The organism is Bradyrhizobium sp. MI1.4 (genome assembly GCF_055811315.1).
In genome coordinates this window covers 1-24,292 of sequence record NZ_JBVVPP010000068.1, presented here as the reverse complement: position 1 = coordinate 24,292, position 24,292 = coordinate 1, and the positions used below count along the sequence as shown (strand labels likewise).

Sequence of the window (24,292 nt, the reverse complement as noted above, 5' to 3'; positions counted from 1 at the left end):
TGGGTGGAAACAAGGCACCCGAGGACGCTGCAAATGAGCACGATTTACCAGACAACGGGCTTGGTCCAGACGACCGTAGAGCAGCGAGGCAACGTGGGTGCGTTCATCAATTGTTGGACCGCCTTTCAGGAATGGCGAAAATGGGAGCGGCTGCGGCGCGACCTTTGCAACCTGAGTGATCGGGAGCTGATGGATATGGGCATTGCGTATTCAGAGATCGATTACGTGACCTCAAACCGAACTACGAACCCGCGAGGTATACGATCGGCCGAATGATGTCGATCGACGGCAGCGATGGACAGTCCCTCGGAAACAGGCCGACGCGAGCCGCGTCGCGGCCCAGACACCGACTTCCGGTATGGATCAAAATGCGAAGAACTCAACCTGAGCAAATCTGGTCCGCCATGCCTCGGTGAGCGGACGTCCCGGAGGGCTGCCGCCATTTCCCCGATGGGCCACAAGTTGACGTAGCGTTTCGCTCAGACACGACGAACCAACCGCAGGTGAGATCAGGAACGTTTTGCTTCGTCGAGAAATGCTTGGACGGCTTCGAAAAGCTTCAGCCGATTTCGCTCCAGGCTTATGGAGTGGGTACCCTCAGCCAATAAGACATAGCGCTTATCGGGTGCGTTGACCAACAGAGGGAACAGGGCTTGCGCCATGTAGGGCGGGGCGTCCTTGTCCCATTCGGCCCCAACCAGCAAAGTGGGCACCGTTATCTTTGAAGGATCGTAGTAAGGCTTGCCGGCCCCAGAAAATTCCATGCCGTCTTGTACGACCCCGTTGGGCGCCCGGACCACCGCTGGCGTCATTTGAGCGCCAACGGGATCCGTCGCGAAGGTTGCATCAGCCCAAGCGTCGAACCATCCAGCCGGAATTAGGGTTGCCTTCTTCGCCTCCGGGACGCCGGTGTACCAACGCTGCTTGGACTGTTCGCGGTTGACCATCCGATAGGCACCGAGCGGCCCCGGACCGGTCTGCACCAGCGAGGCTGTCTGTCTGATCCAAATCGACGCATACAAAATCAGCCGCTCCACTTTCTGCGCGTTCTGGGTCATGTATGTCGCCATAAGCGTGGTGCCCCACGAAAAGCCTAGCAAGTTCAGCCTTGATATGTTGCGCCGCTGTAGGATGAAATCGACAGCCGTACCAATGTCCTTTACGGCGGTGTCACCTCGCACAATGGGTGGATTAGCTTCAGGCTTGTCGGCCATCTCAGGTGGGCGGCTCGATTTGCCGTAACCGCGCAAGTCCAAAAGCCAAACGTCGTATCCGCGCGCGGCCATATACTCCATCCACGAGACACCATCGAGCTTGAGGTCGAACGCGGTTTCTGAGGGATATGTCGCGCCATGAACATACAACACCGTCTGCTCGGGACGGAATATTGTCATGTTTGCTGGTCGCTTGTTGCGGACGTAGATTTCGATCCCCGGATCGCCCGTTTTCACCATCATCTCGTCTGTGACAAGTGGGGGCATTTGTGCGATTGCAGGACCAGCAATTATAGCGAAAATGAGCGCTCCGATTGCAGCAATTTGAAATCTCAATATCGCCTACTACATTTCGTTAATCAAAATCTTCCGGATGTTAATTGTAATCTCGAATCACCGCCATCAAGAAACGATCAACATTTCGGTAGACCAAGTCGGATCAACAACCGGACTACGTTAGCGCTGTTGACACTCTCTCCCCTCTTTTCCCCTTCGTTGTTTCGTTGTGCAGCAATGTGAACAGGTTCACGTTGGGCGCTGACCAAGAGCGCCTAGAATTTGCGGTGCGCCAAAGACATTTCAGCAGTTATTTAAGAGGAGAAACGGAATGGCCGAAAAACAGAGTCAGCACTCCAGTCATCAATCTTGCTCCAGGTTCACTTGCGTTTCCGCTGTTGCTTGGCGCGATGGTGGCATGTGGCCTCTATGCGGCTTTCATCGCTACTCCCGACATGCGCGCGGCGGCACAACAGCAACTTGTGCAAGCATTAACGGATGAGAATCGTTCGTTTTGCGAAAGGTTCGGAATGCGTGTGGGGAGCAACGAATTTGTTGCGTGCAACGAGGGCCTAGCGATTGTTTGGCAAAAACAAGCTGCGCGCGACAGCGCGGCGGCGAACGGCTTTTAGCGTTCGCCTGCTGTTTGGTTGTGCTGCGTGACCGGGGCTCCGCATTTGCATATTGAATGGGGCGTGAGGTGTCCCGGTCAAGATGATCTGCTGGGTCAGTAGATCAGCGTGAAGGACAACCACGCCGCGACCGACGCGCAGAGACAAATTCCAAGATAAGGCAATGCAAGGCGCATCGGGCTTTCCCCTCCGAGACGCAATCAAATATGGACCATCATTGTGTCATGCTTGGACGACGACTGCTAGGATCTTGAGTCGCCATCGGCGGTCCGCTAGATACCGAGCGATGGTGCCTCGGTTTACTGTTGCGCTGGCTCGCTGGAGCTGCCGGAGCGGCCCCCCGCCGTTACCTCCAAAGCCTCCTGAAGCCGGGGCCGTTCTCGTACTTGGCGAGATCGGCCTCACCGCGGCTTCCTACTCTTTGAACGGCGGTCGCTGCCCAAATTGCGTTCGCTGTCCCGCGGAGGCAGTAGGCTGGGGCTGCGTCGGTGTTTCCGCTCGTTTGCGTTTCGCACGCGACTTTATAGCCAATGCAGCGACGTACGCGGCCGCAAACAAGACTAGCCCAACCACGAGCTCAAGGATCAGAAGCTCCATGCCCACTGGTATGCAATGAAATCGTCAATGGTCTTTTAAGGAGAGCCGAAGGGCAGATCGACGCCCCCGGGGCAGCCAGATCACGGTTCGGTGAACGAAGTCATTTGCTGCCCTCCCGAAGCAGTCCGGAAATGGTCGGAGTTTAAATTCTGCTCGTTTCCGAGCAACGAGTGGATTTCAAGTGTTCGCGCGTTAGTTGATTGCAGTGGTGCTTGGCGCCGGCATTCTCTTTTCGCTGTTTTCGGGCGATTTTGGCGCCGACGTGGTTCTCGCCCTCGTCGCTTGCCTCTCATAGCGAGAAGCCCCGCCGGCGCGAACCGGCGAGCCGTTCGTTCGGCTCTTGATGGAAGCGCTTGCTTAGGTTGGCTTGCACTACATACGGGCTCCAGAAACAGACCGGCTGCGGGAATAGCGTGCAGGATTGAGCTGTGGCGCGTGGCGATTATTCGATCTCCTTCGCCAACTCCATCTTAGAAGATCGATTCTTTCCGTCTCCTGCCGAAGAAATTAATCCTTGGTAACGCTTCGCGGCCGCCCATGGCAGCGCAGCGCTAACGTCTGCAGTGGGTCACAGGCTGCCCTTGGTGATGATCTCCATGTTTGTGCCGGTCAAATCTGCTCGCTTCAATTCCTTCCGGAACGGCGAGTCCTGGGCGTGGGCTGCAAACGAGCAGAGAGAAGCAAACAGAATTCCAAGTATGAATCTCATCGTATCCTCCCACTTTGAAAAACTCTGCGGCCTAACAGACGATGCATTAAGCCCGAGAAGGGAGGTACAGCTCAAGGCTGATCGATTTTGCGATGCGCCAAGCTGTGCCCAGGAGCTTAGCCTTCTTGGACGGAACGTTGCCCTTGTGACAGCCGCTAGCCCGCGAAGAGCGGATTAACGTTCGTCATCCGGTGCTTTGGCGTGCAGGAGCCAAAGCGTCTGTGATCAAGTCCGGGGCAGCTACAAGCTTGCTGCATTGCAGGAGTGCCTTCAGAAGCTCGCAACCACTAATGCCCTCCAAGCGCAAAAAGCGGTCTTTCCGCCTTTCGATGCTAACCGCTCGCTGCAAAAAGATCCCAGCGGCCAGGAAGACCCTTCAGTTCGAAGGAGCCACGCTCGGCAAACTTCAGACCAGCACCCGCGACGAGATCGGTGACGACACGAGACACCAGCACCTCGCCGGCCCCGGAATGCGACATCACACGCGCAGCGGCGTGTACCGCAATGCCGCCAATGTCATTGCCCCTGATCTCGATCTCGCCCGTATGCAGTCCGGCGCGGACGGGAAGACCGATCTGTTTCGTCTCCGAACCGATTGCGAGCGCGCAACGCACGGCGCGGCCAGGCCCATCGAACGTCGCGACAATACCGTCGCCAGTGGTTTTCACCAGGTTGCCGCGGTGCTTACCCACCATCTGTTGCACGAGCTGATCGTGGTCCCCAAGCAGCCGGAGCCAACGCTGGTCGCCCATCGCTGCGGCGCTGCGGGTGGAATCGACGATATCGGTGAACAGTACGGTAGCGAGCACACGTTCCAGCTCAACCATTCCGTGATCACGATGGCCTGTGATGAACTCCTCTATATCCCCGAGCATGGTCTCGATATCGCCCAGCCAGAACGCGTGGTCGTCACCCGTCGCGTATTCGATATACTTGCCCCCCGGAATTGCTCGGGCGAGCTTACGTCCGAACTCGACCGGCACCTGAAGATCAGCTTTGCGATGGAGCACCAACGTGGGTACCTGCAGTGTCGGCAGAATTGCGGTGACATCAATCTGGCGATTAAGCTGCAGGATCGTCCGCAATGCGCCAGGGCTGCTCGCCAGCCGCTCGAACCGTCCGAATTGCGCGACGGCCGAGGGTTTGCCCGCTTCGCTGGGAGCAATCGTCTTGATCAATTGGCCGGCACCCCAGTGCTTCACGATCTGCTCGATGCGTACTTCCCATGCTTCATCTGAGAACCGATCTGCGGAGCGGCTAAAGCAGCCAATCAGAATGAGATGGGATACTCGCTCGGGATATGTTGCGGCAAACATGATGCTCATGCAACCGCCTTCGGAGAACCCGACCAGGGCAGCACGCCTGGAGCCGATTGCGTCCATGATCGCGCGGAGATCATCCATGCGCACCTCCAGCGACGGTGCACCCACCATCCGATCCGACAGCCCTTGCCCTCTTTTGTCGAACGTCACGACGCGCGCAAAGCTCGCCAAACGACGGACAAAGGAGGTGAAACCGTTTAGTTCATGCACGAATTCGATATGGGAGACAAAGCCCGGCACCAGAATCAAGTCGATTGGTCCCTCGCCCATGACCTGATAGGCGATACTGACATCGCCGCTTTGGGCGTAGCGCGTCTCGGGCAGTTGGAAATCGGTCATCGTGCGAACCCCGGGCCAACCCCATTGTTGCCGCTCGAATCCAATCCGATCAACCCCGCACACGCTTCGCCGACGTCATTTTTGGAACGGCACATTCTGGCGTTTGCGCCGCTCGACGCTGCGAAAATGCAGGATCTTCGCACCCTAGGAGCACATCTCCGACAGGAATGCGAAGTCCACTCGTCGCAGGGACTTTGCGTCCGGTACGATGCGAGGATCGGCCGAACAGATTCCGTCCACCTCCTTGATGATTTCACGGCGCTCGGCTTTCAGCGCGGCCGCCATCGCAACAGCCGTGGTGTCGCTGCCGCCGCGCCCGAGCGTGGTGATTTCCTGGTCGCCGCGTTCACGCCCTGAAATCTTGCCAGCACCACGACGCGTCCGCGACCGAGTTCCTCGCATAACCCAATGGGCCGCACATCCAGAATGCGCGCCGAGCAATGTGAGTCGTCGGTCATTACGCCGGCCTGGCTGCCGGTGAAGCTGATGGCGGGCACGTGATCGGAAAGCGCTCCTCGGGGACATGCTGATGCGCTCACCGGTCGTTAGCAGCATGTCTAGCTCACGGCGATTGGGGGCTGACCTGATGAGCCATCTGGATCAACTGGTTGTGCCCATAGCAGAGACGATCGCCACGGCCCGATGACCACGGCCATCGAGCTCGGCAAGACTGCGGGCAACCGCACGAATTTTCGCCGGCGTTTCAAGACATACACCACCATATTTCTGCACGAGGATGGATGGTTGTGCATCTAACCTCGCTGAGAAGCCTCGCCCACCTCGCTGATCGAACCGACGCCGCAGATCCATGTGCCAATGACTTCGAAGTTCCGAGTAAAGGCCACTAGATCCGCGCGGTAGCCGAGCGCGATCCGTCCAAGCTCGGACTCGAGGCCAAGAAACGCCGCCGGCGTACGGGAGGCCATGATGAGGGCATCCACAAGGGATATTCCGAGCAGCGCAACGGCATTGCGCACCGCCTCGATCATGGTGAGGTGAGCGCCCGCGAGTGTACCATTGGGGCCCGTCAGGCGGTTGTCGTGCAAGGTGATTTGCCTCCCTTGCAGCATGAATTGCCGATCTTTCGTGCCCGCCAGCGGCATGGCGTCCGTGACCAGCATCAATCGATCGCGCCCCTTGCAGCGGAACGCAATACGCAAACCGGCGGGGTCGACGTGGATGCCGTCGCAGATGATCCCTGCAAACAGCCTGTCATCTCCAAGCGCGGCGCCGACCAGGCCCGGCTCCCGTGCCGATAGCTGTGACATGGCATTGAACAGATGGGTCACGGCCGATACGCCACGATCGACCGCCTGCCCGATCTGGGCTGCGGTAGCGTCGCTATGGCCGGCAGCGATCCGTAATCCGGCGCCGATCAATTCATCAATCATGGAGGCGGGCACGCATTCCGGGGCCAGCGTCACCAAGGAGCGGCCTCGGTTCGCAAAGCTTTTGATGGCGGTGAGGTCGCGGCCGTTGGGCACGCGTATCTCGGCTTCTGGATGAATGCCCTTGCGGGACTTGTTGATGGCCGGTCCTTCCAGATGAAAGCCGAGCACGCCGGGAATTTTGAGGCACACCTCGGCTGCTGCAGCCAATCGCTCAATGACCTGGCTACGATCGGTGATGAGGGTCGGCAAGCATCCCGTGGTCCCCGCCTTACGGTGCGCTGCGACGATGCGGCAGACGCCGGCCTCGGTTGGCTGGTCGTTGAGAAGAACGCCCCCGCCTCCGTTCACCTGAACGTCGACGAATCCGGGTGCAAGGATCGCATTTGGGGGAAGCTGGACCGAAGCACCACGTCCCGAGTCGCCGAAGGCGATGCTCTTAATGTGGCCTTTCCAAATTCTGATGGTTCCCCGCCCGCGCATGGCGACACCGTCAAAGATTTGCGGCGCTGCAATCGTAAGAGCGGTGGAAGAGGAGCAGTCGTCCATCGGTATTCATCCGAGAGTGGCAGTCACAGACCTGTGAGACGAGTGCCATAACTCGCACGTGCCCAATTACGCATGGGACCCCGGCCCCAAGCCCTCGCGTTAACATGGGATGGGAACAAAAGGTACCACGTATCTCGGCATTGATGGCGGCGGAACTCGCTGCCGTGCGCGCATCGAGGATGAAAACGGCAGGCTGCTTGGCGAAGCAAGCTCGGGACCTGCGACGACGCGGATTGGCGTCGACAAGGCTTGGCGCTCCATCATGGAGGCAACCGAAGCGGCCGCCAGACAGGCTGGACTCGCGCACGAGGATTTTGCGCAGATGCGCGCCGGAATTGGGCTCGCGGGGCTTGGCCGCCGAGGCGCGGAAGCGGCGCTCAAGGAGATCGCACATCCTTTTGCGTCCGTTATCTTCATCAGCGACGGCATGACTGCCTGTCTGGGTGCCCACAGCGGCGCGGACGGAGCGATCGTCGTGGCCGGCACGGGCTCGGTTGGCGTCGGCCTGATCGGCGGCTGCGAGATCCGCATTGCCGGTTACGGATTTCCAGTCTCGGACGAAGGCAGCGGCGCCGACATCGGCCTACAGGTCGTGCGGTCGGCGCTACGGGCCGCGGATCGCCGGGGCGAGTTGACTCCATTGCTTGCAGAGGTGCTGGGCGCATTTGATCATGATCCTTATCAAGCGGTCGCCTGGTCTGAAGAAGCCCGGGCCACCGACTATGCCGCGTTCGCGCCGACAGTGATGCGGCACGCCAATCAGGGCGATCCGGTCGGCCGTCGCATTGTCGAACGGGCGGCCGATGCCATTGGCGATCTGCTCGATCTGTTCCTGGCGAGAGGAATTGACCGGCTCGCGCTGGTGGGTGGGCTCGCAGATGCCATTACGCCTTGGCTGACGCCCGATCTATGCGCCCGGCTGAAGCGTCCTGATGCCGACGCCGCCGCGGGCGCCCTTCTAGTGGCGCGGGGGCGGCTGGACGTGCCCAAAAGAGAAACTGACCACAAACAGGTCTCAAAGTTCCGCGGCTAAGGACACAGGGATCAACTCTATGGCAACCGAAGAAGTCGACCCCCGCTTTGCTGATCTCGACGCATGGTCGCTGACGTCAGCGATGGAAGCCATGTGGGAGGGCCAACTTGCGGCAATTGCGGCGATTGGCCATGCCCTTCCCGCGATCACCGCGGCGACCGAAGCGGCCAAGGCGGCGCTCGGCGATCATGGACGCATCGTGTATGTCGGGGCCGGCACCTCCGGCCGCGTGGCGGTGCAGGACGGCGCCGAGTTGACGCCGACCTTCGCCTGGCCCAATGAGCGCGTCTGCTTTATCGTCGCTGGCGGAGACAGCGCATTCGTCACGAGCATCGAGGGCGCGGAGGACGACGTCGATGATGCAGTCGCGCAGATCAACGCCGCGCGGCTCACATCGCACGACGTGGTGATCGCGGTTGCCGCCAGCGGAACGACCCCCTTCACGGTGGCGGCGCTGCAGCAGGCTGGCTCTTTCGGTGCGGTGACGATCGGGGTCGCGAACAATCGCGGCACCGCACTGCTGGCATCTGCAAAATTTCCGATCCTCATCGAGACCGGCCGCGAGCTGATCGCCGGCTCGACGCGGATGAAGGCGGGCACCGCGCAGAAGGTCGTGCTCAACCTGATCTCCTCAGGGATCATGTTGCGCCTTGGCCGGGTGTATCGCAGCATGATGGTGAACATGCCGCCAAGCAATGCGAAGCTGAAGCGGCGGGCGGAGGCCATGGTGGTGCAAATCGCGCACTGCGATCCATCACAGGCGGCACGCTCGCTCGAGCAGGCCGAGGGAGACATCAAGACGGCAGCCCTTCTGGCGTTGGGTGTCAACAGGGCCGATGCACAGACGGTTCTGGATAATTGTAACGGCAACCTTCGGCGCGTGTTTGACGAGCTCGCCGAGAATCGCGACTCGAATCGCGACCGCCATTCCAAGGAGGTGACTGCACGCAACCCCGACGGAGCGGTTGAGCCGTGACGTCATCGGCTATGGCGAGCGAAGTCGGGGAAAGCCCGGATGTTGTTGCCAACATCCTTCGCAGCCGCCCCGCCACACGCGACATCGCACAGCGAGTTGGGATCGGCTCGGCGCCCCTGTGCGTCATATGCGGCCGGGGAAGCTCCGGGCATGCCGGGGTCTACTTGAGGTACCTTGTCGAGACGCGGCTTCGCCTTCCCGTGTCAGCCAGCGCTCCCTCGGTGATCACGGCATTTCGCACGCCCCTGATGCTGCGCCATGCGCTGTTCATCGTGATCTCGCAATCCGGGCGCAGCCCGGATCTTGTCGCAGCGACCAGGTCCGCCCGGGCGGCGGGCGCGCGCACCGTCGCCATTGTCAATGTGACGTCCTCGCCGGTGGCTGACGAAGCCGAGTTCGTCGTTCCGATCGACGCCGGCCAAGAGCACTCTGTGGCGGCGACCAAGTCTGTGATCGGCTCGATGGCCGTTGGTGCCGCACTCGTGGCCGAGCTGGCGGAAGATCATGCGCTGCGGTCCGCGCTCGACAGGTTGCCCGAGCGCCTACATCGCGCGCTCGCGCTCGACTGGTCCGAGATTGCCGACGACTTCGCCAAGGCATCAGCGGTGTTCGTGGCAGCTCGGGGCCTGGGCCTGGGCTCGGCGCGAGAGATCGCGCTCAAGCTTTCGGAAATCCTGCGCCTGCCTTCCATTGGACTGAGCGCCGCTGAGTTGCAGCATGGGCCACGCGCCGCGCTATCATCGCGCACGCCGGTTCTCATGATGCGCCTCATGGATGAAACGGCGGCCACCGTGGACGCGCTGGCAGAGGAATTGCGCGAGCAAAAGATCTCGCTGCATCTCTGCGGTGGGCCGCGTGGCTCGCTGCCCTGGTTGACCGAGGATGACGCCGCCACCGATCCGATCACCATGCTTGTTCCGGCCTATCGGATGATCGAGCAGGCGGCGCACGCCTGCGGATTCGACCCGGATCGCCCCCCTCGCCTGAGCAAGATTACCGAGACGTTTTGACGGCAGAAACTCTCGCTTGCGGAAATTGCCAAGATGTCCGGCTTCGGCAACCAGAGCGACTGCCCACGCAGGCTGCGGACCAACGTGGAAGACGACCCACATGTAATAAGCACGCATCCCACAGGGCGGCGGAGTATCCAATCACCTCCGAACTCTCCGCTCACCACCATCCGCCCGAAAATGGGACTGTCGCGCTGCCAACCACACCATTGCTCCAACCGACGCCTGCGCGAACAAGCAAACGCTTGTCTGCCGCAATGTACTCCAAGATTTTGCAAAATTCGGCATTCAAGCCTTCGGCCGTCATGCGCGCGGCGTGACTGAGAAGGTCGGCGAAGCTCGTGCGTTGCAGAGCCAAGACCCCCGAGTTCGGCGAGCAGCTCCTGCTGCCGAATACGTAATCGGAGCGCACTTCCGGTCAAATCCTCAGGTTCGTTGCCTGGCTTTCCCTCAACTACGGGTTCGGCTGGGTCACGTGTCGGGCTCATTCTCCCCGATAGCACAACGGGGATCAAAGCTCTCCGGAACTTTGCTCATCTTTGCTCGGGCATCCCCAGACCGCCTCGATGTCGGTTTGGGGTCAAAATGCGAAGAACTCAACGTGAGCAAATCTGGTCCGCCATGCCTCACTCAGCGGACCTCACCCGGTGCGCTGCTACTTCGCCGATGGACCACAAGCGGGAATGCCAATGAGTAGCTCCTTGCTCAAGCCTCATCGCGCAATGAACGGGTGAAGTTCACTCCCCTCAGGGCAGCTAGCTACAGCAGCCCTTGCCGTTCTCTTGAACCGGCGGACAGGGAACGGTGCCGAAGGAACAGAACACGCAGCAGTCGCCGGGGAGCGGCCTCAGGCGCTCGCCGCAGCCTCTGCAGTCGTAGAAGAATTGGCAAGCGTCGGTCGGCATAATTTCGGCAGCAGCGTGACCGCACTTGGGACACGTGATTGTGGAGTTCAGGATCATTTACCTTCAAGCGCGTGGCAGGCACCGAGCAAGGATTGCAGGCGAGCCTTCTTCTGATCGGCCGCCAGTTTTATCTTCTCTCTCAAAACGAGGATTTCGGAATTTTCTTTTTGGATCTCTGTGGGGATGCGAAGTGCTTCAAGCTGCTGGGCGGTCAGTTTTAATATCGCGGCATATGCGTACTCTGGATGTGGTGCATTGGATCGCTCTCTTCGTCGAGTCAGCGCTTGGAGAGGTTTTAGGAGGAAGCCCACCATTGGTCGGGGAATGGCTCCAGCAAAGTCCAATCGACTTGGTTGTCGTTGTCAGGGGGGCTGATAGCTCCTGCATTCCCGTTTAGTGGCGCGTGGCGACGGAGGCGAACAGACAAACCGCCCCGTTCACGACGTCGAACGCGGCGCGACGGTGGATGTGCCAAGCGTAATGGAGGCACACCGCGGGCGCTTCGCTCAGCTTCTTGCACCAGATCTCGAAGATCTTCCAATTCTGAGAGCTGAGAGGTGAGTTCGCTAAGTCGTTCGGCGTAAAGGATTGCGCGAGAGCCTCGCATAATGTCCTCCCCAACACAAAAAAAGCACTATCAGGATGGCGTCAGAGCAAATAGGCGCGAGTAGTAAAAGTAGAAGACTACCATCGGTATAGCGGATTTCAATATGTCAGGCTCACTGCCTCATGGTGTCGCTGTTTCAGTGCGGTCCATGACCGTTGGACAGGAAGGATCGAGCGATAAACTTGCATCATGCCCTCGTGAGGTCTGCAGTTATCCAGACAGCAAAAGGACCCGAGTTTCAGGGCGGTGAAGCTGGGGCTGTTAGCTGCTTGGCGAAGCAGCTGCCCCCTTGGGGAGGGGCGCGAGGAAATCTCGCTACTCCCTCAGGGGCAGCTCGATGCGCTGGAGTCCCGCTTTGGGTCAGGAGCGGCCAATTTCCACTGCACTGGTCGGCTCCCGCTTTCACATCGAGAGCGGAAGAGATGCTGAGTCTCCTAGATTTTGTTCTCGGACTCCTCACGGCGGATATCCTCTGGAATTTCCCGCAGAAAGCTCTGCCCCTTCTGCAGCCGGCGTCCGAGCGCTTCGACGAATCCCTCGAAACGCTCCCGACCCTTCACTTGCGCCGCAGCCTGGGCTTCGTTGGGCAGGGGTGGCGTGATCGTCAGCCAGAAGCGGATGAACAGGGCGAGGGTCTCTGCCGTCAGACCGACGTCACGCTCCAGCCGCTGCATCTGACGCGATAGCCGGTCCAGGCGACGGGTAAACGCCGCCTCCCGTTTGTCCGCTCCGTCCGGTGACAGAAATGAAACAACAGCCGCTTCCACGATCGCAGACCGGGAAAGCTTCTTGCGATCGGCGAGGTCCGAGATCTGTCTCAGAAGCTCTGGCGGAAAATAGACGTTTATCCGGTCGCGCATGTTGCCTCAGAGCTCCATCCCATCATTCGGGTCCATGGCGATTTGACGGGCGACGCCGCGCATCTGTTGACGTATGAGCCGGGATTGACGGACCGCATCCTCGTCATCGTCAAGAACGGCAGCAAATTCTTCTGCCGGCGTCGGCTCGGTCGTCTCCTTGGCAATCGCGACGTGATCGGGGAGTTCGGGCTCGCGACGGAGACCGCTGTTCGCCGCGTCTTCCTCGGTTTCCGCAAGTTTATCAGTTGGGCTTCCCGTCGGGTTGAGCATTCCGGGCTCTGACCATCCGTCCGTTCGCGATGATCGGCCGGCCGTCGTCGGATCAGGCGGCGGAAGAACCCGCTCTGTGAATCGCCGGTCCTCGTAGTAGCGGACCTTCCTGGCCCGGATCGGCGCCGTCCCCGCCACCATGACAATCTCGTCCATTGGCGGAAGCTGCATGACCTCGCCGGGGGTCAAAAGTGGCCTCGCCGTCTCCTGCCGCGAGACCATGAGATGCCCCAGCCAGGGATTCAATCTGTGCCCGGCATAGTTCTTCATAGCCCTCATCTCGGTCGCTGTACCGAGCGCGTCCGAGACACGTTTTGCCGTCCGCTCGTCATTGGTCGCGAAGCTGACCCGGACGTGGCAGTTATCGAGGATGGCGTTGTTGGGCCCGTAGGCCTTCTCGATCTGATTGAGCGATTGCGCGATCAGGAAACTCTTAATGCCGTAGCCTGCCATGAAGGCGAGCGCGGATTCGAAGAAATCGAGCCTTCCCAGCGCTGGGAACTCGTCGAGCATCATCAGAACACGGTGCCGGCGATCGCTGGCATGCAGGTCCTCGGTCAAACGCCGACCGATCTGGTTGAGCACGAGGCGGATCAGCGGCTTGGTCCGTGAGATGTCAGAAGGCGGCACCACGAGATACAGCGTCGTCGGTCTGACATCGGCAGTCAGGTCTGCGATTCGCCAGTCGCAACGGCGCGTCACCTGGGCCACCACGGGATCGCGGTAGAGCCCGAGAAACGACATAGCGGTGGAAAGAACGCCGGAGCGTTCATTCTCCGACTTGTTGAGGAGTTCGCGCGCCGTCGAGGCGACGACGGGATGGGCGCCCTGCTCGCCGAGGTGCGCGGTGGTCATCATCGCTTTCAGCGTCGCCTCGATCGGCCGCTTCGGATCGGACAGAAAGGCGGCGACGCCAGCCAGGGTCTTGTCCGCTTCGGCATAGAGGACATGGAGGATGGCGCCGACCAGGAGCGAATGACTGGTCTTCTCCCAATGGTTCCGCTTGTCGAGCGAGCCCTCGGGGTCGACCAGGACATCGGCGACGTTCTGGACGTCGCGAACCTCCCACTCCCCGCGCCGCACCTCGAGCAGTGGATTGTAGGCTGAGGATTTGGGATTGGTCGGGTCGAACAACAGGACGCGGCCATGCTGCGCGCGGAAGCCGGCGGTCAGTCGCCAGTTCTCGCCCTTGATATCGTGAACGATGGCCGAACCGGGCCAGGCCAGCAGCGAGGGGACGACAAGACCGACGCCTTTGCCGGACCGGGTGGGCGCAAAACACAAGACGTGTTCTGGTCCGTCATGGCGAAGATAATCGCGATCGAGCTTGCCCAGCACCACACCATCCGGACCGAGAAGTCCGGCTGCTCGAACCTCCTCCGCATCGGCCCAGCGCGCCGAACCATAGGTCTCAACGTTCTTGGCCTCGCGGGCCCGCCAGACCGACATGCCGATCGCCGCCGCGATCGAAATGAATGTCCCCGACGCCGCGATGAAGGCGCCCTCGACGAAGACCTGAGGCGCATAGGCATCAAAGACGAACCACCACCAGAAGAAGACTGGTGGGTAATAGATCTTGAAGCCCAACAGTTCGAACCAGGGCCGCCCAAGCTCCGGCTGCCAGGCGAGCCGCCAGGCTGTCCACTCGGTCGCGCCCCAGATGGCCAGCAAGACGATTAGGCCGACAACGATCACCTGTCCCCACAGGATTTTGGTTCCGGACATCCCGAACGCCCTTTCCGCAACCGAATTGGAGAGATTGCTAGAGGCCGAGGTCGCGCTTGCGACCAAAGCTCCATTCGATACCGCCGCCGTCCTTCACCACGCCGGTGGTGTGTTGGCCGAGCCTCTTCTCGAGCTCGCGCGACCAAGGCACGAGTTGGAAACCCAGCCCGTTATCGATCATGGCGAAGCGCCCCGAGGAGAGCGTCAGACGCTGGCGATACGTACCTGCCACATGCTCCCCGGAGGCCGCCTTCACGTAAGGCAGGCCGGTGTCGGCCGAGACTTTTGCGGCCACCTCGTCCAGTTCACGTCGGCGCAACGTGTCCAGAAGGTCGCGCTGCAGGATGATGCGTTGGCCCTGCCGCCGAGCCAGACCCTCCTGAACGAGATGCTCGGTACGGGCTTCCATGGCGTCGCGGGTCTCGCGACCGAATCCGCCCATGGCGAGCGGCTTGGGATCGCGTTCGACGAGCCTGTGGTCGAGCCAGGTCGCTCCTTTAGCCGTGACCTGCCCACCGAGATCGAGATCGGAACGGGTTGCGAGCACCACGGTCGGCCGCGGATCGCCGACGCAGCCCAAGCGTCGGACTTCGACGATTCCGCCGATCGGCGGTGCGTGTTCGAAAGCCTCGATGCCTCGCACGCGGACGTGGTGCGCGCGCCCATCAGTTCCATCGATCAGCGCGTAAGCCTCACCCGTCAGCTCATCGTGCAATCCCCGATCGACTAGCCGTCCAATGATCTGGGACGAAGGCTGTCCACCTTCGATGACAAAGTCGGCAACGCCGCGCGCTTCTCCACGCTCCGTAAAGGCGCGGTGCATGGTCTTGATGATGTCGCCGCGCATGCCGAGGTCGCGCAAGCTGCGCTCAGCCTCGAGCCCGACCATCCACTCTCCGGGTGCGGCGGATGCAGCAAGGCCCATCTTCTCCAGATGTTGAAGCCGACCGACCATCAGGCGCCGGATCTCGGGATCGGACTTGCCGGGATTCTCGAGGCGAAGATCGATTGTGCCGGTCTCATCCGCCGCCAACCGGATCTCCCGATCGAGCCGCGTCCAACGTTCCGCCGTGACCTCCATTTCCAGCGAATTGCGGATCTCGTGCTCCGGTTTGGGGCCCAGTTCGATCGCGACCAGTTCCTCGGCGCGCGAGCGCAGGCCTTGGCTGATGTAGTCGCGTGAGATCACGAGATCGGCTCCATCCTGATCCACTCCCCGGATGAGAAGATGAACGTGAGGGTTGTCGGTATTCCAGTGATCAACGGCCACCCAATCAAGCCGCGTACCGAGATCGGTCTCCATCTGCCTGGCGAGATCGCGGGTGAAGGCCTTCAGGTCGGTCAGGTCGCCGGCGTCTTCCGGCGAGACGATGAACCTGAAATGATGGCGGTCGTCCTTGCACCGTTCTGCAAAGGCCGCGCTATCGGCGCAGTCGCAGCCCTCATCAAACATCTCGGCCCGCTCGTCGCTTCGCGTCACGCCGTCGCGCTTCAGATACGAGAGGTGGGCGGTTAGTGGTGCAGAACGGAAGGCTCGCCCCTTGTGCCGAACCACCCGCGCCTTCATCACGACGCGCCGCGCCGGGCTGAACAATCTGGCGCGGCTGAAACCGAGTCTACCGCGGCCAAAGGTCGAGCGCCCGTAGACCGCAGAGCGCCTGCCAACCGCAGACTGGCTCGATGTGTGCCCGGCTTTGTTCGCCGCGCGCAGCACCTTGTTGATGAAGCTCTTCGGCTTTGGCGCGCGGGTGCTGCGGATGCGGCCAGGCCGGATACGCAGTTCGCTGTCACCTGCTGTCATCCTTAGCGCTCCCCACGATCAAAAGCGCACACAGTGCCGAAAAGGCCTTTGATTGCATTCGTCAAAATGCAAGGTGCGGCACGCGCCCCGACCGACCGGCACGCCAGAACCCAAGCCATGCCAATGGCTTGCGGTTCGACCGGCGAGCCCCTTTTATCTCGCCTTCCTAATCGGGCGGGCAAAGTCAACTCATTCCTACGCTTTTCTTCGACTCTTCGAACTTCAGCCATTACCGACTCCCTGCACCAACAACGCGCAACTTCACCGCAGCCGCGTACGCGACTTGCATTCACCAGGCGGGGTCCATGCGTACCTTCGCGTTCAGCACATCGGCCGTCGCATGCTCTTCATCAGGTTCGTAAACAGGGCTGTCCAAGCAGTCCGGCGCTCTCGTCCCCGAAGGGCGGCAGCAGGCAAGAGATAGCGGACATTCCCCGTTTCGCGGCCCCGCCAGGGGACGCTCACCGCGCGCGCGGATCTCTAATTTTCGCTCCTCCTCAACATGCCGGGCGCAAACCCAGCGCTATTCCGTCGTCACTTGCAGCGCGGGCTACCGCGCAGGTTTCAACCGCAGCCGCTGCGTGACTTTGGCGCCAAAACCAACGTGGAAGTCGGTCTCGCTGATCCACATCCGGTGCAGAATGCTCGCGAGCTTCCGCGCGACCGCGGTGATCGCGCACAGCATGCTCGACCGTTTAGCGATCCGCAGGCCCCAAGCCCGCAGGGCCGACCATTTTCTGACCCGCAGCAGGAGGCTTGCGGCCGCTTCGCAAAGCGCCTCGCGCACGGCAACGTCGCCCTGTTTGCTGATGCGTCCTTCGTAGTCGATCGACGTGCCGGACTGGTGCCGCCTCGGCGCCAAGCCAAAATGCGCGCCTACCGTTCGCGATCGTGCAAAGCGATGGGGGTCGTCGACGCCGACCTTGAACGACAGGGCCGCGACGGGGCCAACGCCTGGAACCGTCATCAGACGCCGGCAGACGGGGTCATGCTGGACCACCTGCAAGAGCACACGATGCAGCCGATCGAAACCCTCGAGGATGGCGCGGCGCACGTCCAGCATGGCCTCGATGGTCATTACGAAGATCGGATCGCTGCGCTCAATCAGCTCTCGGATGCGGGCTTCGTAGGCACCGCGGGCGACGGCTCCAACGAGCAACCCATAGGCCCGCAGCGCGCCACGAATGTGGTTCTCGAGGTCGATCAGCTTGCGCTTGAGCAGCTTTCGGCTGGTCAGCAGCGTGCGCATCTTCTGCATGTCAATGTTCTTGACATGTACGGCGCGGTACCAGCCCAACCGCATCATCTGCGCGATGCCACGCGCATCATTCCGGTCGGTCTTGTTCCGCATTGTCGACAGCGACACGCGCATGTGGCGCGCTTCGACAACAATGATCGGGAGCCCCGCTGGCTGCAGTTCGCGATACAGCCAGATACCTAGCGATGACGCCTCAACTCCGACCCTATCGAGGCGATCCGCGTAGTCCTCTACAGCGGAGCGGATCGCCTCCGGCTCCGTGCTCACCTTAACTTCGCGGAGCGTAAGGCCCTCGCTATCGACGATGCAAATGCTGGTTTCTTCAAGACCGACGTCCAATCCAACGTACAGCTTCATCGGAGCTCTCCTGTGTGGCAACGACGACCTAAGTCGTTGCACCGGGCTCCGGATTCGGCCACACGGCGCCTATCGCCGTGCACCGGTTTTTCGAAGCCCGATTTGAAGAGCCGTCCTGCTGTCGTGGTCTCCCGGTCGCCGGTTCCCGAAAGAGTCGCCGCGACCTGGCAGGCAGCTCGTGCAGCCCCCACTGCTTCCGAGCGCTTGCGATAGCGATCATTACCCGAAGTGCCGAGACACCCGAAGGGTGGCTCGATGAGGAGCGAAGCGACGCGCAGAGCGCGGGCCGAAGGCATCGCCCGTACGCCATCAGCACGTACCACTTGCCCGGTGAGGCACGCTAAGGCTTGCGAGCCCGAAAACTTGGTCATTGCGATACTCCCGCATCCGATCGACGGACGAACACGCCAATATGCCGCGGGACCATGGGCGAAACATCGGGCGCCGGGATTGCGGTCCTGACACCGCTCGACGGCACAAGCGCCCGCAACCGATCCCGCGTTTTCATGAGATCGGATCGCGTGACGAACAGCGTCGCAGCTGCTGATGACTGTCCGCTGGACGTCCACCTTGGCGGTAGTTCGATGGCAAGCAGATTGGCAAGCTTTGCGAGGTATGCGTGCGTCTCGTCTGGCAAAGAGCCGCCTGCGAGATGCTCTTCATAGCGAGCTGGTCCCGCATTGTACGCGGCAAACACGCCAGGCGAGCCATAGCGATCAAGCAGTTCGCGCAAGTAAGCCGTGCCGGCCAGAATGTTGTCGTGCGGGTCGTAGGGGTCGTTCCCGAGATTGTAGCGCTCGCGAAGTTCCGCCCAGGTCGCCGGCATGATTTGCATCAGGCCCATTGCGCCTTTTGGCGATCTGGCGTGCACGTCACCGGCACTCTCGATGCCTTGGACTGACCGGATCCAGTTCGGCGCAATCGCAAAGCGTTGTGAGGCTTCATTGATGAAGCCGGCAAAGGAGTGAGCGGCCTGACTGATCGCCGGCTGGGCGGCTGATCCGCTCTGGGCCAAAGCAGCACCGCCACACGCGGTCAGAAGAAGCATCAGGGGCACGACAGTAGGAACGCGCTTGCCCAACCGACCCAAGCACGCGGTTAGGCTCGCGCCAGCCTTGCGGACATCGACCGCGACGGAGGAATGATCCCGCAATCGATCGAACAAGGGAATGGCAAGGAGAACACGTCGAAGACGCACGATCACCCCTCCCACGTCCACACCGGGAGCGCACGGCCGATCACCGCAGACCCCGGAAGAAATCCAAAATACCGGCCGTCAAGAGACTCGTCGGACTGCCAATTCATGAGAAAGAGCTCGCCGTCGCCGACGACGTGACAGCCCTGCCATTTCGGCAGCGGCCTGCCCCGTCTGTCGTGATCTTTCGCCTCGCCGACCGCCACGTCGTCGACCGAAATCGTGAGGCCGGTTCTGCAAACACTCTGCCCCGGAAGGGCAAGCACGCGCTTCAGCATGGGGACGCCAATGGGCAAATAGCCGTTAAGGTCGAGGAAGGTCGCGAGCGGCTCCAGCGGCTGCACGGCGACCAGTTCAGTGACTTGGAATCGGTCCGCCTTTCGGAGGCGGTAGAGACCGACCGGCACGCTCGTGGATGCGTTCCAGATGTAAAGCGGAAGCGGCTCCAGGACGACCGTCGCGGTCAGCGCAGCAGCGACCCCAGCCGTTACGGCCAGCATCATGAGGCGGCCCGTCATCGCATCACCTTTTGGCGATGAAGCCAGGCCTGATGGCGCGCTTTCGTATACGAGCGCGGGTTTTCGTTGACGGACAGGCGGTTATGAACGTGATGCCAATGATCGGGAGCTACGTCGGCGGGATCGATGCCGAGTGCTTCTACGGCGTCAATCATTTGCAACACGCGCTCGACCTTCGGCCAGCTTGACAGGCGCAGCAGAATCTCGCCGCCGGGTGTCACATATGGTACCGTCGAGCAGCGCTGTCCCGCTGCAACCGCGCGCAAGATGTCGATGCGCGAAATGATCGTGCCGAAGTCGTTGGAGGTCCAACGGACGAAGGCAAAGATGCTGCCGGGCGCAAATGACAGGACTCGGCGGTGACGATCAAGCTTCCGCTCCTTGACGATACGACCGAACCGAATGCGGTTTTCGATGCGCTTCTCAAGCCACAGCACTTCTACTTCGGTAAGGTCGCTCATGCCGCCACTCCCTGACGCTGGAGCTGGCGGCCGTGAGCTTGGTGCTCGGTCGAGAGTGTGTATGGCCTGCAAAGGCAAGCTGGCTTGTCGGACTGCCGTTGCCGAGCGTTGCCAACGCGACTTTCGGCCTGTTCCGTTAGAAGAAATCCGAAGGATTTCCGGTTAGTGAAGTTAGAGCGGCTGCAAAGCGCAGGGAAACAAGTACTTATGCTTGATTCCGCTCCTCGATAGCACGAGGATCGGGTCCCCGATAGCGCGAGGGTTGCGGTCCTCGATAGCACGAGCTGATTCACAGGTTGTCCTCCGAATTTGGAATGAGTCCGCGCCGGCGCAGGCGTGCCGTTAAGGGAGCAACGAGCGTGGGCACGAAGTTCAGCCGCTCGGCACCGTTCGGGTCGCGCGTGAGCACGAGCTGATAGCCGGGCAATGTCTGACGCTCGACGATCTGGCGTATGTCGTAAGCAAAGTGCTTGAGCGGCGAGAGGGTGCCGGACTTGCCGTGGAGATGCACAAGGTCAAAGCTCCAGCCGCCGTCCTGCCGGGCACCGTGCTTGCGCACGAGGCGGTAGAGCCAGCGCTCAAGCCCGGCCGTCAGATGGAAATAGGCGCGGTCGATCGTCAGCACGAGTGCGTCATCAATAACGCCGGCGTAGAACCAATCCGGCAGGATCAGCTCGAGCCCAAATGGACGACCATTTGCATCGGCCGTCTCCTTCCACTCGTTGATCCAGGAGAAGCGGTGTCGCCGTCGTTCTGCCGGCTGACGGATCGAGGTCAGCACGGTCGTTGACTGAAGTCTGTCAAGACCAGCCTTCAAGCGGTCATAGTCACGTGCGCTGGTGCCGCGGCCAACAAACGTCAGAATTTCGTAAGGCATTGCAGCCATCAGGCGCGACGTCTTCAGGCCGGCGTCACGGGCTTCGACGATCTGGGAAGCAGCCCAGATGAGAACGTCTGCATCCCAAATCGTTGCCATGCCGTGCTCCGCCACGGCTTCGACACGAATTGCGATCGCACCGGCACGGAAATCGATCGGTACAATCCGCTTCGTTTTTGCAAGCGAGAAGAACGGGTAAGCCATGAGATCCTGCGCATCGCGGGGCGCGAGATCGCCGGGCAGCGCCCGAAAGAGTTCCAGCTGGTCGGGCTCGGAATGTTGTTTGCGCCGCATGGTCACTGCTCTCGCCCGCGATCAGCGACGTTCCTGGCCCGCATATGGGCGCAGCACCGGATGCTTCCTGGCCGGCAGCACGGTCCCCTTCCCGGGGTCAGACGTCGATGTCTTCGCGCCCAGGTCAGCCCAGGCTTTCAGATCGTCCAGAGCGTAGACGACGCGCCCGCCGATCTTCCGATACGTCGGCCCGGTGCCGTACGTGCGGTGCTTCTCGAGCGTGCGACCGGAGAGGCCAAGGTAGCGCGCAGCCTCCGGTGTTCGCAGGAATCGCGGAGGTAGACCGGTCATCGGATCGGGCATTTGAGAACTCCAAGAGGACAGCGCACCGCGGATGGCGGCGCCGGCGTGCGTGCGGTCATCATGGAGAAGTGCGATGTCGAAGGGGGATGCCGAAAATTGAGGGGGCGATTTTCGGCCACCCAGGAAGGGCGCTACTCGACCCTGCGCCTGGGCCGAAGCAGCTTGCGATAGCCTCCGCGCACAAATGCGAGGCCGCTTTGTACAAGGCGACGGGTTCGGCTGCGCAGATCGTGTGTTTTCCAGCCACGATCCGATATGCGCGGCTTGCCAAACAGAGCTTCTGCGATGCTGCGATAAGTCGCGCCGGCGAGATACGCCGCGGCCGCGCGAAGGGCTGCGCATAGTCGTTCGCGCCGCTGTTTGGGCACGCGATGAAACGGAGCCCCTGGCGCGCGTCCATTCATCGCGCGCCACAGCCGCGTAGCGGCATGCGCACGCGCGTCGAAATCGCCGTCAAATGGCAACTCGGCCGCATAGCGAGCGCCTGCGGTCAGCGGCTGTTTCGACCAGATGCGATGCTCCACCGAACCGATTTGCAGCACGGCGTGCCAGCCGTCAGCGGCACGGCGCACCTGACCAGATGCAAGATCAAGCGGCGCCTGGGGCGTTGGGCTTGGACCAGACGCTGAAGCGGTTACAGTGACCGGGACGACGGTCGGGAGAACCTCGGGCGCCCAAAAGATTGTCTGCTCATGGAACGACCTCTGCGGGTCATGAGCGAAAGCAGAGGCCCCACCTCCTCCTGAACTCCTCGGTCACCGCGCCATCTGAGTTGTTAGCGATGATCGCCTCGTAGTCACGTTGGTAGTCCACGTTCATACGAAGGCCTACCCAGGCGATTTCAGTGATCTCAGCGTTCTCTAGGCTCTTAAACGAATCCGGCGATCGCCAGTCGAATTCAGCCATTGCTTCCGCCCCATTGCACGTAAGTAACAACGATTGCGGCGCAATACTTATGAAATATGGGGTTGTGGGAAGCCCCTCGTTTGGCACCACGTGGTGCACGAGAATGACCACCGGTTAGCGGGGGAAAAACGTTCTGGCTGCGAGCCTGTAGTCGGCGATTCTTTTCTATTTTGAGCCAGTACCGCGTAAGAGGCGTCCCTGCTCCGTCACCCATTTGGCGCGCGCAAGATGACTCTGATATGCGCTCTGCGCGCGTTCCGGCTCTCGCTCCGGATCGATATGCAAGACCATTCGAGCGACCTCACGCCAGTCCGCCCCCTCGCCCTCCGCCTGTAGAAGGCGAATGTACGTGACGACATGCTGTTCGTCATAGGCCGTCAGCACCGGCTCATGCGGGGCAACATCCGCGATATCGGGATCTAACGGCGGGCCACTCATAACTTGATTCACAGCATTCGATTGAAACGCGAGATCAAACTATCCGAATAGATCGGTTATAGCCAGTGGTTTGATGGTCTACACAGTGGCTGCTTTTGCGCATGAAAGCTCGTGCGCTCGTGGCCTGGAATGTCCGCCGAATACGCGTCCATCGCGGTATTCCGCAAGAGCAATTGGCATATGATGCTGGGATTGATCGCTCATATATGAGCGGCTTGGAGCGACAAACCGAGAATCCAACCATTGATCTACTGGAGCGACTGGCGGAAACGCTAGATGTTCGGCTGTCAGAATTCTTTCTTGAGCCGCCTAAGGGAGCCTCCACGCCAAAGCCGTTAGCCAAGGGCCGGAAACGGATTCGACCTAGCCCTAAGAGCAAGTAGTTGCTGCATGCTGACTCGGCTCTGATCTATTCAGAGCGCAATAGGAGGCGAACGGCGCCCACCGCGCAAGTATGTGGCTAGAGATCGAACGTAAGCCTGGGCAGCAGTCTGCCAGGTATGGAGCCGGACGGAACCTCCCCGGTGGCACGTGCTCCCAATCTACTATAGAACGGCGCCGCGTCGGGATCGGCCTCAATAACCATTTGGGTTGCGCCCTCGTCCCTGGAGACCTCCGCTGCCCAAGCAAAGAGGATTCTCCCTGTGCCACTTCGGAGTGCGTGCGGCTCGATGAAGAGCTTCAGCAATTCAGCTTCTCCGGAACTCACTTTGACCTGCACAACTCCAACAATTTCTCCATTCTCTTCGGCAACAGCGACTTGGGTCTCTTCAAGATCGCGCCGACTGAGAGATAGCTCCCTCCGACACGCTTCCAGAAACGCTTGATCATAGCCCCACACAGCCTTGGACCTGAGGCAAAGATCCGAGAGGCCTGCCAGCTCATCGACACATGGTCTTCGGACGATCAACTAAGACAATCCCTGTTCGTTCGAGCAGGCGCCAGCATATCACTTTCCGTGGCAGTTAGGTTAAAACGATCCACTTCGATCTGGACTCGACGAAGCGTCGTGTCGATGGCGCGTCCGTGTTCGCCTTAGGCCAAGCGAGCGCCGCATACAGACATGCGTCACCACGGCCGATCCGATTGACGGATTCTGCCGTGGCGCATCAGGGTGGCGCGCCTAAAACGCCGTTCTCGACGGACGGAGCAGGCATTGTGAGAAGCCCCGCCCGGTGGACCGGACGGGGCTTGGCGGAGCGTCTACTCGCCGTTCTTGCGCGGCCGCGACCAGAGCAAGGTGTAGCCTTCGCCGCCTTCATCATCGAACAGGTTCGCGTAGATCGGTGCGTTGAACGAGGGATCATCGAGCTTGAGCGAGAGGTAATCGCGGCCCTCTTCGGAGCGCTTCGACCAGGCTGCCCCAATCTCCGCCTTATGCGGTGCACCGCATAAAGCGGATTATGCGTAGCGCGGGATTATGCGGAGTCGTGGACTGGTAGCCGCGATTTTCCCGAGCTTTTGCGACTGCG

The 24,292-nt window shown here is 60.9% G+C and carries 26 protein-coding genes and 1 pseudogene; 6 read left to right on the top strand and 21 right to left on the bottom strand.

All coding sequences use genetic code 11. From position 1 onward, the window contains the following. Window positions 1–33: 33 nt before the first annotated feature. Window positions 34–276 (top strand): DUF1127 domain-containing protein, encoded by a 243-nt coding sequence (locus AC0L23_RS36510; protein WP_377791801.1) that lies wholly within the window; start codon window positions 34–36, stop codon window positions 274–276. Window positions 277–509: 233 nt separating this feature from the next. Here the strand turns inward: AC0L23_RS36510 and AC0L23_RS36505 are convergent, their stop codons facing one another. Further along, entirely contained in the window at window positions 510–1,454 is a 945-nt protein-coding gene (locus AC0L23_RS36505) for an alpha/beta hydrolase (protein WP_473358150.1), read from the bottom strand. A gap of 290 nt (window positions 1,455–1,744) precedes the next feature. Here AC0L23_RS36505 and AC0L23_RS36500 point away from each other — a divergent pair, with 290 nt between their 5' ends. After that, entirely contained in the window at window positions 1,745–2,122 is a 378-nt protein-coding gene (locus AC0L23_RS36500) for a hypothetical protein (protein ID WP_473358145.1), read from the top strand. Window positions 2,123–3,287: 1,165 nt separating this feature from the next. Here AC0L23_RS36500 and AC0L23_RS36495 read toward each other — a convergent pair. From AC0L23_RS36495 to nagA, 4 genes are all read right to left on the bottom strand, one after another. Then, complete coding sequence (locus tag AC0L23_RS36495) at window positions 3,288–3,428, bottom strand: hypothetical protein (RefSeq protein WP_201263774.1); 141 nt, start codon at window positions 3,426–3,428, stop codon at window positions 3,288–3,290. Between the two features lie 332 nt (window positions 3,429–3,760). Beyond that, window positions 3,761–5,089, bottom strand: coding sequence for an adenylate/guanylate cyclase domain-containing protein (locus tag AC0L23_RS36490; protein ID WP_085394008.1), 1,329 nt, complete (start codon window positions 5,087–5,089; stop codon window positions 3,761–3,763). Between the two features lie 144 nt (window positions 5,090–5,233). Then, window positions 5,234–5,374 carry an amino acid kinase family protein gene (locus AC0L23_RS36485; RefSeq protein WP_473358149.1) on the bottom strand — a complete coding sequence of 47 codons (141 nt, stop codon included), beginning with the start codon at window positions 5,372–5,374 and terminating at the stop codon, window positions 5,234–5,236. A 467-nt stretch (window positions 5,375–5,841) separates the two neighbouring features. Continuing rightward, a complete protein-coding gene (gene nagA / locus AC0L23_RS36480; protein ID WP_085394009.1) occupies window positions 5,842–7,026 on the bottom strand; it encodes an N-acetylglucosamine-6-phosphate deacetylase in 1,185 nt (394 codons plus the stop codon). Window positions 7,027–7,135: 109 nt separating this feature from the next. Between nagA and AC0L23_RS36475 the strand changes: the two genes are divergently transcribed. The 3 genes from AC0L23_RS36475 to AC0L23_RS36465 are packed head-to-tail and all read left to right on the top strand — an operon-like array spanning window position 7,136 to window position 10,045. Continuing rightward, complete coding sequence (locus AC0L23_RS36475; protein WP_085394010.1) at window positions 7,136–8,059, top strand: glucosamine kinase nucleotide-binding domain-containing protein; 924 nt, start codon at window positions 7,136–7,138, stop codon at window positions 8,057–8,059. 19 nt (window positions 8,060–8,078) lie between these two features. Further along, the gene (locus AC0L23_RS36470) at window positions 8,079–9,035 is read left to right on the top strand and encodes an N-acetylmuramic acid 6-phosphate etherase (RefSeq protein WP_473358144.1); all 957 of its coding nucleotides are present in this window, start codon (window positions 8,079–8,081) and stop codon (window positions 9,033–9,035) included. Between the two features lie 11 nt (window positions 9,036–9,046). After that, window positions 9,047–10,045 (top strand): SIS domain-containing protein, encoded by a 999-nt coding sequence (locus AC0L23_RS36465; RefSeq protein ID WP_317245993.1) that lies wholly within the window; start codon window positions 9,047–9,049, stop codon window positions 10,043–10,045. Between the two features lie 755 nt (window positions 10,046–10,800). Here the strand turns inward: AC0L23_RS36465 and AC0L23_RS36460 are convergent. The 14 genes from AC0L23_RS36460 to AC0L23_RS36395 form a co-directional block, all read right to left on the bottom strand. Beyond that, complete coding sequence (locus tag AC0L23_RS36460; RefSeq protein WP_317245992.1) at window positions 10,801–11,007, bottom strand: GDCCVxC domain-containing (seleno)protein; 207 nt, start codon at window positions 11,005–11,007, stop codon at window positions 10,801–10,803. Further along, the gene (locus AC0L23_RS36455) at window positions 11,004–11,264 is read right to left on the bottom strand and encodes a hypothetical protein (RefSeq protein WP_473358143.1); all 261 of its coding nucleotides are present in this window, start codon (window positions 11,262–11,264) and stop codon (window positions 11,004–11,006) included. Before AC0L23_RS36455 ends, AC0L23_RS36460 begins: the two co-directional genes overlap by 4 nt. 727 nt (window positions 11,265–11,991) lie before the next feature. Then, complete coding sequence (locus AC0L23_RS36450) at window positions 11,992–12,417, bottom strand: CopG family transcriptional regulator (protein ID WP_377791795.1); 426 nt, start codon at window positions 12,415–12,417, stop codon at window positions 11,992–11,994. Between the two features lie 6 nt (window positions 12,418–12,423). Next, a complete protein-coding gene (locus tag AC0L23_RS36445; protein WP_377791794.1) occupies window positions 12,424–14,412 on the bottom strand; it encodes a conjugal transfer protein TraG in 1,989 nt (662 codons plus the stop codon). Window positions 14,413–14,449: 37 nt separating this feature from the next. Then, window positions 14,450–16,213 carry a relaxase/mobilization nuclease domain-containing protein gene (locus AC0L23_RS36440; protein WP_085393940.1) on the bottom strand — a complete coding sequence of 588 codons (1,764 nt, stop codon included), beginning with the start codon at window positions 16,211–16,213 and terminating at the stop codon, window positions 14,450–14,452. Window positions 16,214–16,763: 550 nt separating this feature from the next. Further along, window positions 16,764–17,828 carry an IS110 family RNA-guided transposase gene (locus AC0L23_RS36435; RefSeq protein WP_473358142.1) on the bottom strand — a complete coding sequence of 355 codons (1,065 nt, stop codon included), beginning with the start codon at window positions 17,826–17,828 and terminating at the stop codon, window positions 16,764–16,766. A gap of 367 nt (window positions 17,829–18,195) precedes the next feature. Continuing rightward, a complete protein-coding gene (locus tag AC0L23_RS36430; protein WP_446482340.1) occupies window positions 18,196–19,032 on the bottom strand; it encodes a lytic transglycosylase domain-containing protein in 837 nt (278 codons plus the stop codon). Continuing rightward, window positions 19,029–19,541, bottom strand: coding sequence for a S26 family signal peptidase (locus AC0L23_RS36425; protein ID WP_446482339.1), 513 nt, complete (start codon window positions 19,539–19,541; stop codon window positions 19,029–19,031). The genes AC0L23_RS36430 and AC0L23_RS36425 overlap by 4 nt, the downstream gene beginning before the upstream one ends. Further along, window positions 19,538–20,002 carry a DUF2840 domain-containing protein gene (locus tag AC0L23_RS36420; RefSeq protein ID WP_446482338.1) on the bottom strand — a complete coding sequence of 155 codons (465 nt, stop codon included), beginning with the start codon at window positions 20,000–20,002 and terminating at the stop codon, window positions 19,538–19,540. The genes AC0L23_RS36425 and AC0L23_RS36420 overlap by 4 nt, the downstream gene beginning before the upstream one ends. Before the next feature lie 289 nt (window positions 20,003–20,291). Beyond that, a complete protein-coding gene (locus AC0L23_RS36415) occupies window positions 20,292–21,173 on the bottom strand; it encodes a replication initiator protein A (protein WP_446482356.1) in 882 nt (293 codons plus the stop codon). Between the two features lie 21 nt (window positions 21,174–21,194). Continuing rightward, entirely contained in the window at window positions 21,195–21,476 is a 282-nt protein-coding gene (locus AC0L23_RS36410; protein WP_317245985.1) for a helix-turn-helix transcriptional regulator, read from the bottom strand. 131 nt (window positions 21,477–21,607) lie between these two features. Continuing rightward, window positions 21,608–22,018 carry a DUF2285 domain-containing protein gene (locus AC0L23_RS36405; RefSeq protein ID WP_473358141.1) on the bottom strand — a complete coding sequence of 137 codons (411 nt, stop codon included), beginning with the start codon at window positions 22,016–22,018 and terminating at the stop codon, window positions 21,608–21,610. A gap of 169 nt (window positions 22,019–22,187) precedes the next feature. Then, window positions 22,188–22,382, bottom strand: coding sequence for a transcriptional regulator domain-containing protein (locus AC0L23_RS36400; RefSeq protein WP_446482337.1), 195 nt, complete (start codon window positions 22,380–22,382; stop codon window positions 22,188–22,190). A 165-nt stretch (window positions 22,383–22,547) separates the two neighbouring features. Beyond that, window positions 22,548–22,820, bottom strand: a complete 273-nt coding sequence (locus AC0L23_RS36395; RefSeq protein WP_018454790.1) for a hypothetical protein — start codon at window positions 22,818–22,820, stop codon at window positions 22,548–22,550. Window positions 22,821–22,921: 101 nt separating this feature from the next. On the opposite strand from AC0L23_RS36395, the gene AC0L23_RS36390 reads away from it, so the two are divergent. After that, entirely contained in the window at window positions 22,922–23,203 is a 282-nt protein-coding gene (locus AC0L23_RS36390; RefSeq protein WP_083926382.1) for a helix-turn-helix domain-containing protein, read from the top strand. Between the two features lie 77 nt (window positions 23,204–23,280). Here AC0L23_RS36390 and AC0L23_RS36385 read toward each other — a convergent pair whose 3' ends face one another. Both AC0L23_RS36385 and AC0L23_RS36380 read right to left on the bottom strand, forming a co-directional pair. Then, on the bottom strand, window positions 23,281–23,661 hold the full coding sequence (locus tag AC0L23_RS36385; RefSeq protein WP_446482354.1) for a GNAT family N-acetyltransferase: 381 nt from the start codon (window positions 23,659–23,661) through the stop codon (window positions 23,281–23,283). Window positions 23,662–24,023: 362 nt separating this feature from the next. After that, a pseudogene (locus tag AC0L23_RS36380) lies at window positions 24,024–24,197 on the bottom strand (DUF736 domain-containing protein); the annotation flags it as partial. Window positions 24,198–24,292 lie beyond the last annotated feature (95 nt).